The organism is Micromonospora sp. WMMD723 (assembly GCF_049863385.1).
GTDB lineage: Bacteria > Actinomycetota > Actinomycetes > Mycobacteriales > Micromonosporaceae > Micromonospora > Micromonospora wenchangensis.
The window spans coordinates 2,555,985-2,570,601 of sequence record NZ_JBMKNR010000001.1 but is presented as its reverse complement, the minus strand read 5'-3'; the positions used below and the strand labels follow the sequence as shown (position 1 = coordinate 2,570,601).

Sequence of the window (14,617 nt, the reverse complement as noted above, 5' to 3'; positions counted from 1 at the left end):
CAACGGACGACAGGTTAGCAGTCGGTGAACGAACGCCCCTCAGCACTCGATCACGTTGACGGCCAGGCCGCCGCGTGCCGTCTCCTTGTACTTGACCTTCATGTCCGCCCCGGTCTCGCGCATGGTCTTGATGACCTTGTCGAGCGAGACGTGGTGCACCCCGTCGCCGCGCAGCGCGAGCCGGGCCGCCGTGATCGCCTTGATGCTAGCCACCGCGTTGCGCTCGATGCAGGGGATCTGCACCAGCCCCCCGACCGGGTCGCAGGTCAACCCGAGGTTGTGCTCCATGCCGATCTCGGCGGCGTTCTCCACCTGCTCGGGGGTGCCGCCGAGGGCCTCGGCCAGCCCGGCGGCGGCCATCGAGCACGCCGACCCGACCTCGCCCTGGCAGCCCACCTCGGCCCCGGAGATCGAGGCGTTCTCCTTGAACAGCACCCCGATCGCCCCGGCGGCCAGCAGGAACCGCACCACCCCCTCGTCGGAGGCGTCCGGCACGAACCGGGTGTAGTAGTGCAGCACCGCCGGGATGATCCCGGCCGCGCCGTTCGTCGGGGCGGTCACCACCCGGCCTCCGGCGGCGTTCTCCTCGTTGACCGCGAGCGCGAACAGGGTCACCCAGTCCATCGCGCGCAGCGGGTCCGTCGAGCCGGCGTCGGCCTCCAGGCTGCGGCGCAGCTCGGCGGCGCGCCGCCGGACCCGCAACCCACCCGGCAGTACGCCGTCGCGGGTGCCGCCCCGGGCCACGCACTCCCGCATCACCCGCCAGATGTCCAGCAGCCCGGCCCGCACGTCCGGCTCGCTGCGCCAGGACAGCTCGTTGGCGAGCATCACCCCGCTGATCGACAGGCCGGTGCCGGTGGTGACGTCGAGCAGTTCGGCACCGGTCGAGAAGGGGTGCGGCACGGCGGTGGTGTCCACCGTGATCCGGTCCGCCCCGGCCGCCGCCTCGTCGACCACGAACCCGCCACCGACCGAGTAGTAGGTCCGTTCGCGGACCTGCGCCCCCGCCGCGTCCCAGGCCGAGAAGACCATCCCGTTCGGGTGGTACGGCAGCGACCGGCGGCGGTGCAGCACCAGGTCCCGGTCCGGCTCGAAGTCGATCTCCTGGGTGCCGAGCAGGGCGAGCCGGCCCCGGGCGCGGATCTCGGCGACCCGGGGGCCGACGCTGTCGGTGTCCACCGTCTCCGGGCTCTCGCCGGCCAGGCCGAGCAGCACGGCCCGGTCGCTGCCGTGGCCGTGGCCGGTGGCGCCCAGCGAGCCGAACAGCTCGGCCCGGACCCGGGTGACGGTGTGCAGCAGCCCGTCGGCCTTCAGCCCGGTGACGAAGGTGCGCCCGGCCCGCATCGGGCCCACCGTGTGGGAGCTGGACGGGCCGATGCCGACACTGAAGAGGTCGAAGACACTGATCATCGCTGCGCTTCCTCGCCGTCGCCCGGGTGGTGCCGGGTCGGGCCGGGTCCGTGGCCGCCGGGGTCGCCGGTGACCTGCTGATCCCGCCCGGGATGGGGGCGGTGTCGACCGGCGAGCCTACCCGCCCGGCCCACCGCACCCCGTCGTCGCCGCGGGTAGGCGTCGGCCGGGGTCGACTCGGGTAACCACCTACGGGTACGGGGTCACCGGATCACCCTCGGGACGGAGGGCACGGTGGCCGCCCCTTCCTACCGTGGAATGCAGCGCGGCGGATCGCCGCAGAGTGGGAGTACGACGATGAGTCGCAAACTGGTCCGACCCCGCGAGGGGCGCATGCTCGCCGGTGTCTGTGCCGGCCTGGCCCGCCGGTTCAACACCTCGGCCACCCTGGTCCGGCTGCTGTTCCTGCTGTCGCTGCTGCTGCCGGGCACGCAGGTGATCGTCTACCTGGTGCTGTGGATCCTGATGCCCAACGAGGACCGCTACGCCACCACCACCTACTGACCGCCCCAGGCCCCACCCGCCCGGGCCCCGCCCAGGTTACGCCCGGTGATCAAGAGGTTTGCGTCAACTTAAAGATCGACAATGACGCCAACCTCTTGATCACCAAGACCGCCGTCGGACCCCCGGCAGCGCCCACCGCCACGCGGCACCGGGGCCGCGTGGCGGTGGCGCTTCTGGTCAGGGGGCCGTGTAGGTGATGGTGATCTTTTCGTAGCCGAGCGAGCGGAGCAGGCCCTCCAGCATCTTGCGGGTGTTCTCCTCGGCGCGCTTGGCCAGGCCGCTGTCCCGGGCCGCCGTGGTGATCCGCTCCTCGGCCATCCGGTAGACCTGCTGCTGCCGGTTGGGGTCGCCCTTGACCAGGTCACCGATCCGGTTGAACAGGCCGCGCTCCTCGGCGAAGACGTAGCTCTTGTCCATGTCGAGGTTGGTCTCGCCGAGCTGCGGCGCGGGCAGCTTGATCTCGACGGACTTGCCGTCGGCGGACGGCACCACCGCCCCCTCGCCGATCTTGCCGAAGTCGACGTACGCCTCGACGCTGCCCGCCCCGACGAACAGCGTCCGCTGGTTGAGCAGGAACTCCGGCACGTTGTTGCGGTCGTTCTGGAGGTCGACCACGACCTGGAAGTTGCCCTCGGCCGCCACGTAACGGCTCAGATCCTGGATCGACTTGAGCAGCGGCGGCTGGCTGCGGTCGGTCTGTTCCTTGGCGAACGGGTTGCGGAAGTCCGGGAAGATCCCGGTCACCTGCGTGCCGAGCAGCACCACCACGACCAACGCCGCCGCGCCGAGCACCCAGAGCAGCCCCCGGGCCGGACCGCCGCCCGAGCGGGGCGGGTCGGTCGGTGGGGTGTCGGGGTCGACCGGGTCGCCCGACCGGGTACGCAGTGTGTCGGCGGTCGGGTAGCCGGGGAACTCACTCTGGGGGGTTTCACCGTCGCGGGCCATCGCCCTCACCGTCCTCGTCAGACACGTGCCTCTGTCGATGACGGTACGGCCACCGTACGACGCGCGCGCGGCGAGCGACCCGAACGGGTGACGGGCGGTGGTCAGCCGAAGGCGGACAACCCGGTGAGCCGCTGCCCGACGACCAGTTGGTGGATCTCGGAGGTGCCCTCGTAGGTGAGCACGCTCTCCAGGTTGTTGGCGTGCCGCATCACCGGGTATTCGCCGGAGACCCCGTTCGCGCCGAGGATCGTCCGGCACTGCCTGGCGATCGCCAGCGCCTCCCGCACGTTGTTCAGCTTGCCCACGCTGACCTGGTCCGGGCGTAGCGTGCCCGCGTCGGCCAGTCGGCCCAGGTGCAGGGCGAGCAGCAGGCCCTTGTTCCACTCCACCGCCATGTCGGCGAGCTTGGCCTGGGTGAGCTGGAAGCCGGCCAGCGGCCGGCCGAACTGGGTCCGGGCGCCGGCGTAGGACAGCGCCGTCTCCAGGCAGTCCCGGGCCGCGCCGAGAGCGCCCCAGACGATGCCCTGCCGGGCCTCGGTCAGGCAGCTCAGCGGCGCCTTGAGCCCGACCGCGCCGGGCAGCAGGGCGTCCGCCGGCAGCCGCACCCCGTCGAGGGCGATCTCGCCGGTCACCGAGGCCCGCAGCGACATCTTGCGACGGATCTCGCGCGCCGTCACCCCGGGGGTGTCCATCGGTACGAGGAAACCCCGTACCCCCTCGTCGGTCCGTGCCCAGATCACCCCGACGTCGGCGATCGGCGCATTGGTGATCCACATCTTCGCGCCGTCGAGGACCCAGTCGTCGCCGTCGCGGCGGGCCCGGGTGGTCATCGAGGCCGGGTCGGAGCCGTGGTCGGGCTCGGTCAGCCCGAAACAGCCGATCGCCTCACCGGCGGCCATCGCGGGCAGCCAGCGTTGCTTGTGCTCCTCGTCGCCGAAGCGCCGGACGGCGTACATGGCCAGCGAACCCTGCACCGACACCAGGGAACGTACGCCGGAGTCGCCGGCCTCCAACTCCAGGCAGGCCAGGCCGTACGCGACCATCGAGGCGCCGGCGCAGCCGTACCCGGTCAGGTGCATGCCGAGCAGGCCGAGGCGGCCGAACTCGCGGGCCAGCTCCCGGGCCGGGACGTCGCCGTCCTCGTACCAACCGGCGACGTGCGGGCGGACCCGGTCGTCGACGAGCCGGCGGACGACGGCCCGGATCTGACGCTCCTCCTCGCTCAGCGAGGCGTCCACGTCCAGCAGGTCAAGCGGGGTGCCCATGGCCGCCACCTTAACGACTGCTCAGGCGGACGTCACTCGGGCTGGCCGTTGTAGACCAGCACCCGGGCGTGGATCTGGTTGCGCTGCTGCAAGGCCGCGCGCAACGCCCGGTGCAGGCCGTCCTCCAGATAGAGGCCACCGTTCCACTGCACCACGTGCGGGAACAGGTCGCCGTAGAACGTGGAGTCCTCGGCGAGGAGCTTGTCCAGCGCCAGCTCGCGCTTGGTGGTGATGAGCTGATCCAGCCGCAACGGGCGGGGCGGGATCTCCGACCACTGCTTCAGCGTCAGGTTGTGCTCCGGATAGGGACGCCCGTCCCGGACCGCCTTGAAGATCACGGCACGCTCCCCTCCCCGTGGTCGGGCCGACCCTCGGCGTGGTGCCGGGTCACGCCGAGCTGCCGCACCGTGCGGCACCGATCACGGTGCCAGCCTATCCGCCCCCGCCACACCACGTTCTGCTCCCTGTTGTCGGTTTCCCTCGCCCCGACACCCACCGCGCAGGGTACGAACCGGCATCAACTCCACCGGCCGCGCCGGACCACCTCGTCCACCGGCCGACGCCCCCGCCGCAACGACGGTGACCGGTGATCGACCGCACGGTAACCTACCGTGATCGCACCGATCGGGTGGTACTCCCCCGGCACCCCGAACGCCTCCCGGTACGCCGCCAGCCGGTCCGGCGGGACGCCGAAGAAACACGCCCCCAACCCCTCGTCCACGGCGGTGAGCAGCATCAGCAGCGCGGCGAAGCCGGTGTCGACGTACCAGTAGGGCACCGGCCAGCGGTCCTCCGAGCGGTCCACCCAGCCCTTGTCCGGCTCGGCGTACCGCTCCAGGTAGGCCGAGCGGTTGGCGTGCGGTACCACGATCAGCGGGGCCCGGCGCATCCCGGCCAGCCACCGCTCCCGCCCACCACCGCCGGGCGTGGCCGCCGCCCAGAACCGGTCCCGGTCCGCCGGCTCCTCCAGCACCAGGAAACCCCAGCCCTGGGCGAAGCCGGCCGACGGCGCCCGGACCGCGTGGTCCAGCAGCCGCTGCACCACCTCCGGTGGGACCGGACGGTCCGGGTCGTAGTTGCGCACCATCCGGCGACGCCGGACCACCTCGCCGAACTCCACGCTCAGACCCCGGGCCGGATGCCCCAGGTGCCCCGCCAGGTCTCCCCCGGGGCCAGCGCGATCACGTCCCGACCGGAGCGGAACGCGTCCGGCGGGCAGGTCATCGGCTCCACCGCCACCGACCGGCGGTGCCGCTCGCCGGTCAACGCGTCCCCGGTGAAGACCTGCCACCAGCCGAACTGGTGGTCGGCCCACAGGCGCACCCCGTCCGCGTCGTCCGGGGCGGTCAGGGTCACCGACGAACCACCGTCGTCGTCCCGGATCACGTCCCCGAAGCAGAGGTCGAGCTGCGCGTCGCCGATCGGCCGGGCGGTGGTCCAGTCGTACTCGGTGCCGGCCACCGGGGTCGCCCCGATCGGCAGCAACCGGGCGTCGACCTGGAGCCGGCTGCGGGCAGGCAGGCGCATCGTCAGGTCGTCCACGGCCACCCCGGCCAGCCGCAGGTACGGGTGGACGGAGAAGCCGAACGGCGCGGCCTCGGCCCCGGTGTTGGTCACCTCGTGCTCGCCGCGCAGCCCGTCCGCGCCCACGCTCCACCGGCTCCGCAGCCGCAGCGACCACGGGTAGCCGGGAGTGGGCGGCAGGTCGTAGCCGAGGGTCACCGCGTCGGCCGACTCCTCGATCGGCTGCCAGCGCACCCAGTTGACCAGACCGTGCAGGGCGACCCCCCGGGTCGGCTCGGTCAGGTCGAGCTGCAACGACCGGCCACCGAAGGAGTACTGCCCGTCCCTGATCCGGTTCGGCCAGGGAGCCAGCACCTGCCCGGCGCTGCCGGGGGTGATCTCGTCCTCCGCGTACCCGTCGAGGTAGTCGACCCCGTTGCGCCGGTAGGCCCGAATCCCACCGCCGACCTCGACGATGACGGCCTCGTGGCCGTCGGCGGCGATCGTCCACTGTGTCCCCGAGGGCGGGCGGTGCGCAGCGTTGTCCATGCCGTGACCTTAGTCCGTGCCCCGGGCCTCCCGCCGGACCCGGCGCACCCGTCCCACCCGGCACGGGAGTTCAGCCACGGCCCGGTGCCGTCGTGCCCGCCCGGTAGCGCAGCAGGGCCGGGAAACCCACCACCAGCAGCACCGCCAGCCCGGCCGAGAGCAGCCCGCCGGCCACCCAGGCGACCGAGCCACCGAACCCGGCGGCCATCGCCCCGGCCCGCAGGTCGCCCAGCCGGGGCCCGCCGGCCACCACCACCGTGTTCACCCCCTGGAGCCGGCCGCGCATCCGGTCCGGCGCGTAGATCAGCAGCATCGACTGCCGCAGCACCGCGCTGACCAGGTCAGCCGCCCCGGCCACGGCGAGCAGCAGCACCACCAGCCAGAGCTGCCGGGCCAGCCCGGCCGCCGCGATGGCCAGCCCCCAGCCGACCACCGCCACCACGAGAGCGAGCCCCTGCCGCCGCAGCCGGCCGATCCAGCCGGAGGTCAGCCCGCCCAGCATCGCGCCGATCGCGATGGCGCTGTAGAGCCACCCGACCGCCGCCCCGCCGCCGAACCGCTCCTGCGCCACCTCGGGGAAGAGCGCCCGGGGCATGGCCAGGATCATCGCGATCAGGTCGATGGCGAACGACGAGAGCAGCACCGGCGTGGTGGCCAGGTAGCGGAACCCGTCGAGGATGCCCGCCAGGCCACCCCGGCGCGCCTCACCCTCGGCCGGTGGGGCCGGGGGCATCGCGGGCAGCCGTACCGTCGCCACCACCAGCCCGGTGAACAGCAGGGCGTCGGCCGCGTAGGCGACCGGCAGCCCGGCGTCGGTGCCGAACCCGGCGAAGACCAGGCCGGCGGCGAGCGGGCCGGCCACCGCCGCGGCGGTGAAGGTGGTGTAGTTCAGGGTGCTGCCCGCCGGGACCAGCTCGGGCGGAAGCAGCCGGGGCAGGATCGCCGACCGGGCCGGCGAGCTGATCGCGAACGCGATCGAGTGCACCGTCACCAGCGCCAGCAGCAGCACCGGGCTGCCGAGCCCGGACAGCGCGTGCCCGAGCAGGCCGAGCATCGACAGCCAGAGCAGCGCCGAGCCGGCCAACAGCACCCGCCGCCGGTCCCGGGCGTCGGCCACCGCCCCGCCCCACAGCCCGAAGACCAGCAGCGGCAGGAACCCGGCCACCCCGAGCAGCCCGACCCAGAAGGAGTCCCGGGTCAGCGCGTACATCTCCACCGGTACGGCGACCGCGGTGAACTGGAACCCGAACATCGCCACCGTGTTGCCGAGCCACATCCGGCGGTACGCGGGGACCCACAGCGGGCGCAGGTCGATGGCCAGCCGACGGGCCTGCCCCGGCCGGATCGGTGTGACGGCGGTCACGGGGCCAGCCGCTCGACGGCCCAGCCGTCCCCCTCGACCCGGCGGAACCGCAGCCGGTCGTGCAACCGGCCGGCCCGGCCCTGCCAGAACTCCACCGTCTCGGGGTGGACCCGGAACCCGCCCCAGTGCGGGGGCGCCGGGACCGGCGTTCCGGCCGGGAACCGCTCGACCACCTCCCGGTACGCCTCCTCGAGCGCGGCCCGGTCCGGCACCACCGCCGACTGGGTGCTCGCCCAGGCCCCGAGCTGGGAGCCGCGTGGCCGGGACGCGAAGTACGCCTCGGTCTCACCCCGCCCGACCTGCGCCACCCGGCCGGTCACCACCACCTGCCGCTGCATCGGGAACCAGGGGAAGACCAGGCTGGCCCACGGGTTGTCGGCCAGTTCGGTGCCCTTGCGCGAGCCGTGGTTGGTGAAGAAGACGAACCCCTGCGGGTCGTACTCCTTGAGCAGCACGGTCCGGCCGCTGGGCCGACCGGTGGCGTCGGCGGTGCCGAGGACCATCGCGTTCGGCTCGGGCAGGCCGGCGGCGACCGCGTCGGCGAGCCAGCGGCCGAACTGGGTGGGCCAGTCGGCGGCCAGGTCGGTCTCGGAAAGCCCCAGGTCGGCGGCGTACTCGTGCCGCATGGCCGCCAGGGCAGGTGTGTCGCCCGTCACGTCGTCCTCCTCACGCCGGCCGTCCGCGTCCCGACGACGCTGGTCAGCCCACCGACCAGTCTCACGGAGCGCACCCCGGCGTCCAGCGGCGGGGATGTCGCGTGCAGCACAGTCGCAGCGGGTCGCGCGCTTGGTTACTCACCAGGCAAGATGGCGAGAACACATCACTGAGGGTCGCCTTAGGTACCGGGCCGGACCGAGCCCGTGGCGGGCGCACCGAGCCAGAAGCCAGGAGACGACATGGCCGACTTCAAACCGGGCCTCGAAGGCGTCGTGGCCTTCGAGACCGAGATCGCCGAACCGGACCGCGAGGGCGGCGCGCTGCGCTACCGGGGCGTGGACATCGAGGATCTGATCGGCCAGGTCTCCTTCGGCAACGTCTGGGCCCTGCTGGTCGACGGGCGTTTCGGCCCCGGCCTGCCGCCCGCCGAGCCGTTCCCGGTGCCGGTGCACTCCGGTGACATCCGCGTCGACGTGCAGTCCGCGGTCGCGATGCTCGCCCCGTACTGGGGGCTCAGTCAACTGCTCGACATCTCCGACGCCCAAGCCCGCGCCGACCTGGCCCGGGTCTCGGTCACCGCGCTGTCCTTCGTCGCCCAGTCCGCCCGCGGGCTGGGTCTGCCGGCGGTGCCGCAGAAGGAGATCGACAAGGCGGAGACCATCGTCGAGCGGTTCATGAAGCGCTGGCGCGGCGAGCCCGACCCCCGGCACGTCAAGGCCGTCGACGCGTACTTCATCTCGGCCGCCGAGCACGGCCTGAACGCCTCCACCTTCACCGCCCGGATCGTCGCCTCCACCGGGGCCGACGCGGCGGCCTGCATCTCGTCGGGCATCGGCGCGCTCTCCGGGCCGCTGCACGGCGGCGCGCCGTCGCGGGTGCTCACCATGCTGGAGGCCGTCGAGCGCAGCGGCGACGCCGAGGGGTACGTCAAGGGCGTCCTCGACCGGGGCGAGCGGCTGATGGGCTTCGGCCACCGCGTCTACCGGGCCGAGGACCCGCGCGCCCGGGTGCTCCGGCGTACCGCCCGGGAGCTGGGCGCACCACGCTTCGAGGTCGCCGAGGCGCTGGAGAAGGCCGCCCTGGCCGAGCTCCAGGCCCGTCGCCCGGACCGGGTCCTCGCCACCAACGTCGAGTTCTGGTCGGCCGTGGTGCTCGACTTCGCCGAGGTGCCGGCGCACATGTTCACCTCGATGTTCACCTGCGCCCGGATGGGCGGCTGGTCGGCGCACATCCTGGAGCAGAAGAAGCTCCAGCGGCTCGTCCGCCCGTCGGCCCGCTACGTCGGGCCCGGCACCCGCAAGCCGCAGCAGGTCGAGGGCTGGGACGCCATCCCGCACGGCGTCTGAGCACACCTGCCGCAGGGGGCGTCGACCGGCCGGTCGACGCCCCCTGCGCGTGGCCGGCCACCCGCCCCCGGTGTGTCCGACGCCTCAGCCCCGGGCCTGGGACCAGCCGGCATCCGGGCCGCCACGGGTGCGAGGATGAAGGCCGGCAGTGTCGCCGGACCAGGCCCGGACCCGGCCACGACGTGCGCCAGCGCGCGTCCGCGGCGGCTCCGCGCCCGTTGAAGGGCCCGCCCTCGCCCATGCGGAAGGATCGAGAAAACCGTGGCTGACGCACCGACCATCCGGATTCCCGACGACATCAAGCCCGCCGACGGGCGGTTCGGCTGCGGGCCGTCCAAGGTCCGTCCGGCGGCGGTCTCCGCGCTCGCCGACGTGGCGACCAGCTTCCTGGGCACCTCGCACCGGCAGCAGACCGTCCGGGCCGAGGTCGCCCGGCTCCGCCGGGGCCTGGCCGAGTTCTTCTCCCTCCCCGAGGGCTACGAGGTGGTCCTCGGCAACGGCGGCACCACCGCCTTCTGGGAGGTCGCCACCTTCGGGTTGGTCCGTGACCGGGCCCAGTTCGCCAGCTTCGGCGAGTTCGGCGCGAAGTTCGCCAAGTCGGTCTCCGACGCGCCGTTCCTCGGTGAGCCGACCGTCCGCAAGTCCGAGCCGGGCAGCGCCCCGAGCCTGGTGGCCGAGGCCGGGGTGGACGTCTACGCCACCCCGCACAACGAGACCTCCACCGGTGTCGCGGTGCCGATCGGCCGGGTCGCCGACGCCGACCCGGGCTCGCTGCTGCTGGTCGACGCCACCTCCGGGGCCGGCGGTCTGGACGTCAACGTCGGCGAGACCGACGTCTACTACTTCGCCCCGCAGAAGTGCTTCGGCTCCGACGGCGGTCTCTGGCTGGCCCTGATGTCGCCGGCCGCCCTGGAGCGGGCCGCCGAGATCAAGGGCTCGGGCCGCTACATCCCGGCCTTCCTCGACCTGGTCACCGCGATCGACAACTCGCGGCTGGAGCAGACGTACAACACCCCGGCGCTGGCGACCATCTTCCTGGCCGCCGAGCAGACCGACTGGATGAACTCGCAGGGCGGCCTGAGCTGGGCGGCCAAGCGCACCGCCGAGAGCGCCGGGATCGTCTACGGCTGGGCCGAGCGGTCCGCGTTCGCCACCCCGTTCGTCACCGATCCGACGCTGCGCTCCAACGTGGTCGCCACCGTCGACTTCGCCGACGGGGTGGACGCCGCCGCGATCGCCAAGGTGCTGCGGGCCAACGGGATCGTCGACACCGAGCCGTACCGCAAGCTCGGCCGCAACCAGCTGCGGGTCGCGCTCTTCCCGGCGGTGGAACCGTCCGACGTGGAGGCCCTCACCGCCGCCATCGACTACGTGGTCGAGCGGCTCTGATCACATCCGTCACGGTGGGTGGTCGCAGCGGCTGCTGTGGCCACCCACTGTGATCATTGCCGCAGCTCAGTCGCGACATGCGGATTCACCTCCCCCACCTGTGGGCAGATGGGCGTACGGTGGTGCGAGGACGCCCGGGTGGCCGGCTCGTGGCGTGACGGCCAGCGAAGCGGGACGGAGGCTACGCCATGCGCCCAGTACGCTTCGTCGCCCTCTCCGAGGACGGCCAGGCGCTGGTGCTCGCCGACGAGGTCGGGCGCCTGCTCGCCCTCCCCATCGACGAACGCATCGCGACCGTGCTGCACGCCGAGCCCGGCACGCCGCCGCTCGCCGTCGTCCCGGTCGGGGTCGATCCGACCCCGTCGTTGTCCCCCCGGGACATCCAGGCCCGCATCCGCTCCGGCGAGTCCGCCGAGGACGTCGCCCGGATCGCCGGCGTCCCCGTCGACCGGGTGCTGCGCTACGCCGGTCCGGTGCTCCAGGAGCGGGCCATGCTCGCCCAGCACGCCCGGCGCACCCGGCTCAAGGGCGCCGAGAAGGCCACCCCGCTGGCCGAGGTGGTCAACGGCCGGCTGGCCCAGCACGGCATCGACACCGAGAAGATCTCCTGGGACGCCTTCCGGCGCGACGACGGCACCTGGCGGATCATCGCGACCTGGCCGTCGGGCAAGGCCACCGCGCAGGCCGTCTGGGATCTCGACAAGCTCCGGCAGAACGTCACCCCGCACGACGACATGGCGCAGTACCTCTGCGCCGAGCGTCCCACCCCGATCCTCGGCCAGGAGCCGGCACCGGAGCGGGGCGGCCACGCGCTGCCCGGCCCGTCGCGCGGTGAGCCGAGCCGGGGCGGGCACGGCCTGCCGGCCGCCAACGAGCAGGCCCGACCGGGCCGGGACCCGATCCGGGCCGGCCGGGACGCGCTGCTCGCCTCGCTGGACCGTCCGCTCGGCGGCACCTCGGGGCGGGGTCTCGACCCACGCTCCCCGGCCGCGCTGGCCGGGGCCGACGCCCCCCGTCAGCGGGCCGTCGGCGGCGGCGCCGCCGCGCTGCTCGGCGGTGGGCAGGGTTCCGCCTTCGACGACGACTCGGACGCGCCGAAGGAGGTCCCGGCCGTGCCGTCGCTGGCGGTGCTCCGGCCGCGCCGCACCGGCGCGGCGGCTGCCGCCGGCGGCGAGTCGACGGACGCCTCGGGCAAGCCGCGTAAGCGCCTGCCGAGCTGGGACGACGTCCTGTTCGGCAGTGGCCCGGCGGCCCGCGAGTCCTCCTGATCCGGGGCTCCACCCCGGCGGTGTTCCGCCGCGCGTGCCAGGGTGGGGTCATGGAGTACACGAATCTGGGACGCACCGGTCTGTCGGTGAGCCGGCTCTGCCTCGGCACGATGAACTTCGGGCCGCAGACGTCCGAGCCGGACAGCTTCGCCATCATGGACCGGGCGCTCGAACACGGCATCAACTTCTTCGACACCGCCAACGTGTACGGCTGGCAGACCGGTGAGGGGATCACCGAGCAGATCATCGGCCGCTGGTTCGCCCAGGGCGGCAGCCGGCGGGACAAGGTCGTCCTGGCCACCAAGGTCTACGGCAAGATGGGCGAGTGGCCCAACGACCAGGGCCTGAGCGCCAGGCACATCGTCCGGGCCTGTGAGGACTCGCTGCGCCGGCTCCAGACCGACGTGATCGACCTCTACCAGATGCACCACGTCTCCCGGAGCACCCCGTGGGAGGAGATCTGGCAGGCGATGGAGACCCTGGTCGCACAGGGCAAGGTGATCTACGTCGGGTCGTCCAACTTCGCCGGTTGGCACATCGCCCAGGCACAGACCGCCGCCGGGAAGCGCAACTTCCTCGGTCTGGTCGCCGAGCAGTCCATCTACAACCTGCTCACCCGGCACGTCGAGCTGGAGGTGATCCCCGCCGCGCAGCACTACGGGCTGGGGGTCATCCCGTGGTCGCCGCTGCACGGCGGGCTGCTGTCCGGGGTGCTGCGCAAGATGGCCGAGGGCGGGGCCGCGCGGGGCACCGCCGGTCGCGCCGCCGACGGGCTCGCCGCACACCGGCCGGCCATCGAGGCGTACGAGAAGTTCTGCGCGGAGCGGGGTCAGGACCCGGCGGACGTGGCGCTGGCCTGGCTGCTCTCCCGGCCCGGGGTGACCGCCCCGATCATCGGCCCGCGTACCGTGACGCAGCTCGACAACACCCTGGGGGCGCTCTCGGTGGAGATCGACGAGGCGACGGAGCAGCGGCTCGACGAACTGTTCCCGCCGGTCGGCAACGGCGGCCCCGGTCCGGAGGCCTGGGCCTGGTGACCCACCCGCCGGGGTGATCAACTCAACGGGGGCGATGGCGGTGTCCGAACGCTCGGACACCGCTGTGTCGCCCCCGTTGCGCCGGGGCAGCGCGTCGGGGCGGGGCAGCCCGTCGGGGCGGGGCAGCCCGTCGGGGCGGGGCAGCCCGTCGGGGCGGGGCAGCCCGTCGGGGCGGGGCAGCCCGTCGGGGCGGGGCAGCGCGTCGGGGCGGGGCAGCGCGTCGGGGCGGGCAGGCGGGCGCGGTGCCAGGGGCCAGGTGGCCAGGGGGGTGTGGTGCGGGCCGGGGCGGCTGTGGACCAGCACCAGGTCGGTGGCCGGCCACGACGGGCCGAGGTGGGCGTCGAGGGCGAGCCGGTCGGCCTCCACCTCGGACGGGGTGAGCCGGTCCCCGGGACGGGCCACCGTCAGGTGCGGGCGGAACGGCTTCCCGTCGTACGGCAGGCCGGCCCGGTCCAGCTCTGCGCGGATCAGCCGGGCCAGGGTACGCAGCGCCGGCACCTCCCCCGACACGTCCACCCAGAGCACGGTGGAGCGGCCCTTGCCGAAGCAGCCCCCGCCACCCAGCCGCAGCCGGGGCGGGTGCGTCCAGCCGGCACGGGCGGTCCCGGCCGCCGCAGCGAGGGCACCCTGGACCTCGGCCAGTCGACCGGGTGCCACCTCGCCGAGGAAGCCCAGCGTGACGTGCAGGTGCGCCGGCTGTGCCAGGCGAACGTCGAGGCCGGCGGCGGTGGCCGCGCCCACCCGCAGCCGGGCCGTCCGGGCGGTGAGGTCGGCGACGGCGGACGGCGGCGGGTAGACCGCGACGAAGAGTCTCACGCCCGCCGGTCACGGGGGCGGCGGTCGGCGCGGGTGGCCGGCAGTCCCAGCCCCGCGTCGGCGAGCAGCCCCTCGACCCGGACCCGTTCGATCTCCCGGTCGACCCCGGTCAGCTCGGCCAGGTGCTCGGCGATCCCCAGTGCCCGGCAGGCGGCGCGCAGCCGGTCGTCGTACGCCTCGATGACCGAGCTGTGCCAGACCACCGAGCGGCCGCCCGCGGCGAGCCGGTGCCGTCCGAGGCGGCGCAGGTCGGCGGCGAGGAGTTCGAGGGGGCGGCGGTCGGACCGGTCCAGCTCGGTCAGGTCGACCTCGCCGGTGACCGGGTCGGTGGCGAGGGCCCGGTCGAGCCGGGCGATGGTGCGGCGTTCCCGGCGGCGTTCCCGCCACTCGGCCCAGCCGCAGGCCACCCGGTCGAGAATCTCGTCAAAACAGAAGACCAGGGCGAACGCCGCCGGCAGGCAGGCCACGGCGAGGATAGCCAGTACCAGCGTCAGTGCGCTCTCGCCTGCCACACCTCGACGCTAAGGCCCGCCGGGTCCGCGCGCCACCGCTTTGTTGCTATCTG

At 73.7% G+C, this 14,617-nt stretch carries 14 protein-coding genes and 1 pseudogene; 5 read left to right on the top strand and 10 right to left on the bottom strand.

Going from position 1 to position 14,617, the window contains the following annotated elements; translation table 11 throughout:
* Window positions 1-39 precede the first annotated feature (39 nt).
* Entirely contained in the window at window positions 40-1,410 is a 1,371-nt protein-coding gene (locus ACN261_RS11690; RefSeq protein WP_425849990.1) for an L-serine ammonia-lyase, read from the bottom strand.
* Between the two features lie 297 nt (window positions 1,411-1,707).
* Between ACN261_RS11690 and ACN261_RS11685 the strand changes: the two genes are divergently transcribed.
* Window positions 1,708-1,914: a PspC domain-containing protein gene (locus ACN261_RS11685; protein ID WP_208565635.1), complete on the top strand. Its 207-nt coding sequence runs from the start codon at window positions 1,708-1,710 to the stop codon at window positions 1,912-1,914.
* Between the two features lie 177 nt (window positions 1,915-2,091).
* On the opposite strand, the gene ACN261_RS11680 is transcribed toward ACN261_RS11685, so the two are convergent.
* From ACN261_RS11680 to pdxH, 7 genes are all read right to left on the bottom strand, one after another.
* Window positions 2,092-2,859 (bottom strand): DUF4230 domain-containing protein, encoded by a 768-nt coding sequence (locus tag ACN261_RS11680; protein WP_421485185.1) that lies wholly within the window; start codon window positions 2,857-2,859, stop codon window positions 2,092-2,094.
* Window positions 2,860-2,960: 101 nt separating this feature from the next.
* Window positions 2,961-4,124, bottom strand: coding sequence for an acyl-CoA dehydrogenase family protein (locus ACN261_RS11675; protein ID WP_425849986.1), 1,164 nt, complete (start codon window positions 4,122-4,124; stop codon window positions 2,961-2,963).
* 32 nt (window positions 4,125-4,156) lie between these two features.
* Window positions 4,157-4,462: a type II toxin-antitoxin system VapB family antitoxin gene (locus tag ACN261_RS11670; protein ID WP_088643534.1), complete on the bottom strand. Its 306-nt coding sequence runs from the start codon at window positions 4,460-4,462 to the stop codon at window positions 4,157-4,159.
* A gap of 179 nt (window positions 4,463-4,641) precedes the next feature.
* Complete coding sequence (locus ACN261_RS11665; RefSeq protein ID WP_421485183.1) at window positions 4,642-5,244, bottom strand: nitroreductase family protein; 603 nt, start codon at window positions 5,242-5,244, stop codon at window positions 4,642-4,644.
* A 2-nt stretch (window positions 5,245-5,246) separates the two neighbouring features.
* Window positions 5,247-6,176: an aldose 1-epimerase family protein gene (locus ACN261_RS11660; protein WP_421485182.1), complete on the bottom strand. Its 930-nt coding sequence runs from the start codon at window positions 6,174-6,176 to the stop codon at window positions 5,247-5,249.
* Between the two features lie 70 nt (window positions 6,177-6,246).
* Window positions 6,247-7,539 carry an MFS transporter gene (locus tag ACN261_RS11655; protein WP_425849982.1) on the bottom strand — a complete coding sequence of 431 codons (1,293 nt, stop codon included), beginning with the start codon at window positions 7,537-7,539 and terminating at the stop codon, window positions 6,247-6,249.
* Window positions 7,536-8,165: a pyridoxamine 5'-phosphate oxidase gene (pdxH, locus tag ACN261_RS11650; protein WP_425853588.1), complete on the bottom strand. Its 630-nt coding sequence runs from the start codon at window positions 8,163-8,165 to the stop codon at window positions 7,536-7,538. The genes ACN261_RS11655 and pdxH overlap by 4 nt, the downstream gene beginning before the upstream one ends.
* Before the next feature lie 270 nt (window positions 8,166-8,435).
* Here pdxH and ACN261_RS11645 point away from each other — a divergent pair, with 270 nt between their 5' ends.
* The 4 genes from ACN261_RS11645 (at window position 8,436) to ACN261_RS11630 (ending at window position 13,236) form a co-directional block, all read left to right on the top strand.
* Window positions 8,436-9,542: a citrate synthase 2 gene (locus ACN261_RS11645; protein ID WP_145917623.1), complete on the top strand. Its 1,107-nt coding sequence runs from the start codon at window positions 8,436-8,438 to the stop codon at window positions 9,540-9,542.
* 261 nt (window positions 9,543-9,803) lie between these two features.
* Window positions 9,804-10,931 (top strand): phosphoserine transaminase, encoded by a 1,128-nt coding sequence (serC, locus tag ACN261_RS11640; protein WP_357757427.1) that lies wholly within the window; start codon window positions 9,804-9,806, stop codon window positions 10,929-10,931.
* A gap of 188 nt (window positions 10,932-11,119) precedes the next feature.
* A complete protein-coding gene (sepH, locus tag ACN261_RS11635; protein ID WP_421485180.1) occupies window positions 11,120-12,199 on the top strand; it encodes a septation protein SepH in 1,080 nt (359 codons plus the stop codon).
* 50 nt (window positions 12,200-12,249) lie between these two features.
* The gene (locus ACN261_RS11630; RefSeq protein ID WP_421485179.1) at window positions 12,250-13,236 is read left to right on the top strand and encodes an aldo/keto reductase; all 987 of its coding nucleotides are present in this window, start codon (window positions 12,250-12,252) and stop codon (window positions 13,234-13,236) included.
* Between the two features lie 246 nt (window positions 13,237-13,482).
* On the opposite strand, the pseudogene thpR reads toward ACN261_RS11630, so the two are convergent.
* Window positions 13,483-14,052 (bottom strand): annotated as a pseudogene (gene thpR / locus ACN261_RS11625) (RNA 2',3'-cyclic phosphodiesterase); the annotation flags it as partial.
* Window positions 14,049-14,564: a hypothetical protein gene (locus tag ACN261_RS11620; protein ID WP_425849979.1), complete on the bottom strand. Its 516-nt coding sequence runs from the start codon at window positions 14,562-14,564 to the stop codon at window positions 14,049-14,051. The gene ACN261_RS11620 and the pseudogene thpR, both read right to left, overlap by 4 nt.
* Window positions 14,565-14,617: the final 53 nt, after the last annotated feature.

Bases quoted from the DNA above. Each gene is read 5' to 3' on its own strand.
- ACN261_RS11690 (WP_425849990.1), bottom strand. From the start codon at position 1,410: ATGATCAGTGTCTTCGACCTCTTCAGTGTCGGCATCGGCCCGTCCAGC.
- ACN261_RS11685 (WP_208565635.1), top strand. From the start codon at position 1,708: ATGAGTCGCAAACTGGTCCGACCCCGCGAGGGGCGCATGCTCGCCGGT.
- ACN261_RS11675 (WP_425849986.1), bottom strand. From the start codon at position 4,124: ATGGGCACCCCGCTTGACCTGCTGGACGTGGACGCCTCGCTGAGCGAG.
- ACN261_RS11630 (WP_421485179.1), top strand. From the start codon at position 12,250: ATGGAGTACACGAATCTGGGACGCACCGGTCTGTCGGTGAGCCGGCTC.
- ACN261_RS11660 (WP_421485182.1), bottom strand. From the start codon at position 6,176: ATGGACAACGCTGCGCACCGCCCGCCCTCGGGGACACAGTGGACGATC.
- ACN261_RS11645 (WP_145917623.1), top strand. From the start codon at position 8,436: ATGGCCGACTTCAAACCGGGCCTCGAAGGCGTCGTGGCCTTCGAGACC.
- sepH (WP_421485180.1), top strand. From the start codon at position 11,120: ATGCGCCCAGTACGCTTCGTCGCCCTCTCCGAGGACGGCCAGGCGCTG.
- ACN261_RS11680 (WP_421485185.1), bottom strand. From the start codon at position 2,859: ATGGCCCGCGACGGTGAAACCCCCCAGAGTGAGTTCCCCGGCTACCCG.
- pdxH (WP_425853588.1), bottom strand. From the start codon at position 8,165: ATGCGGCACGAGTACGCCGCCGACCTGGGGCTTTCCGAGACCGACCTG.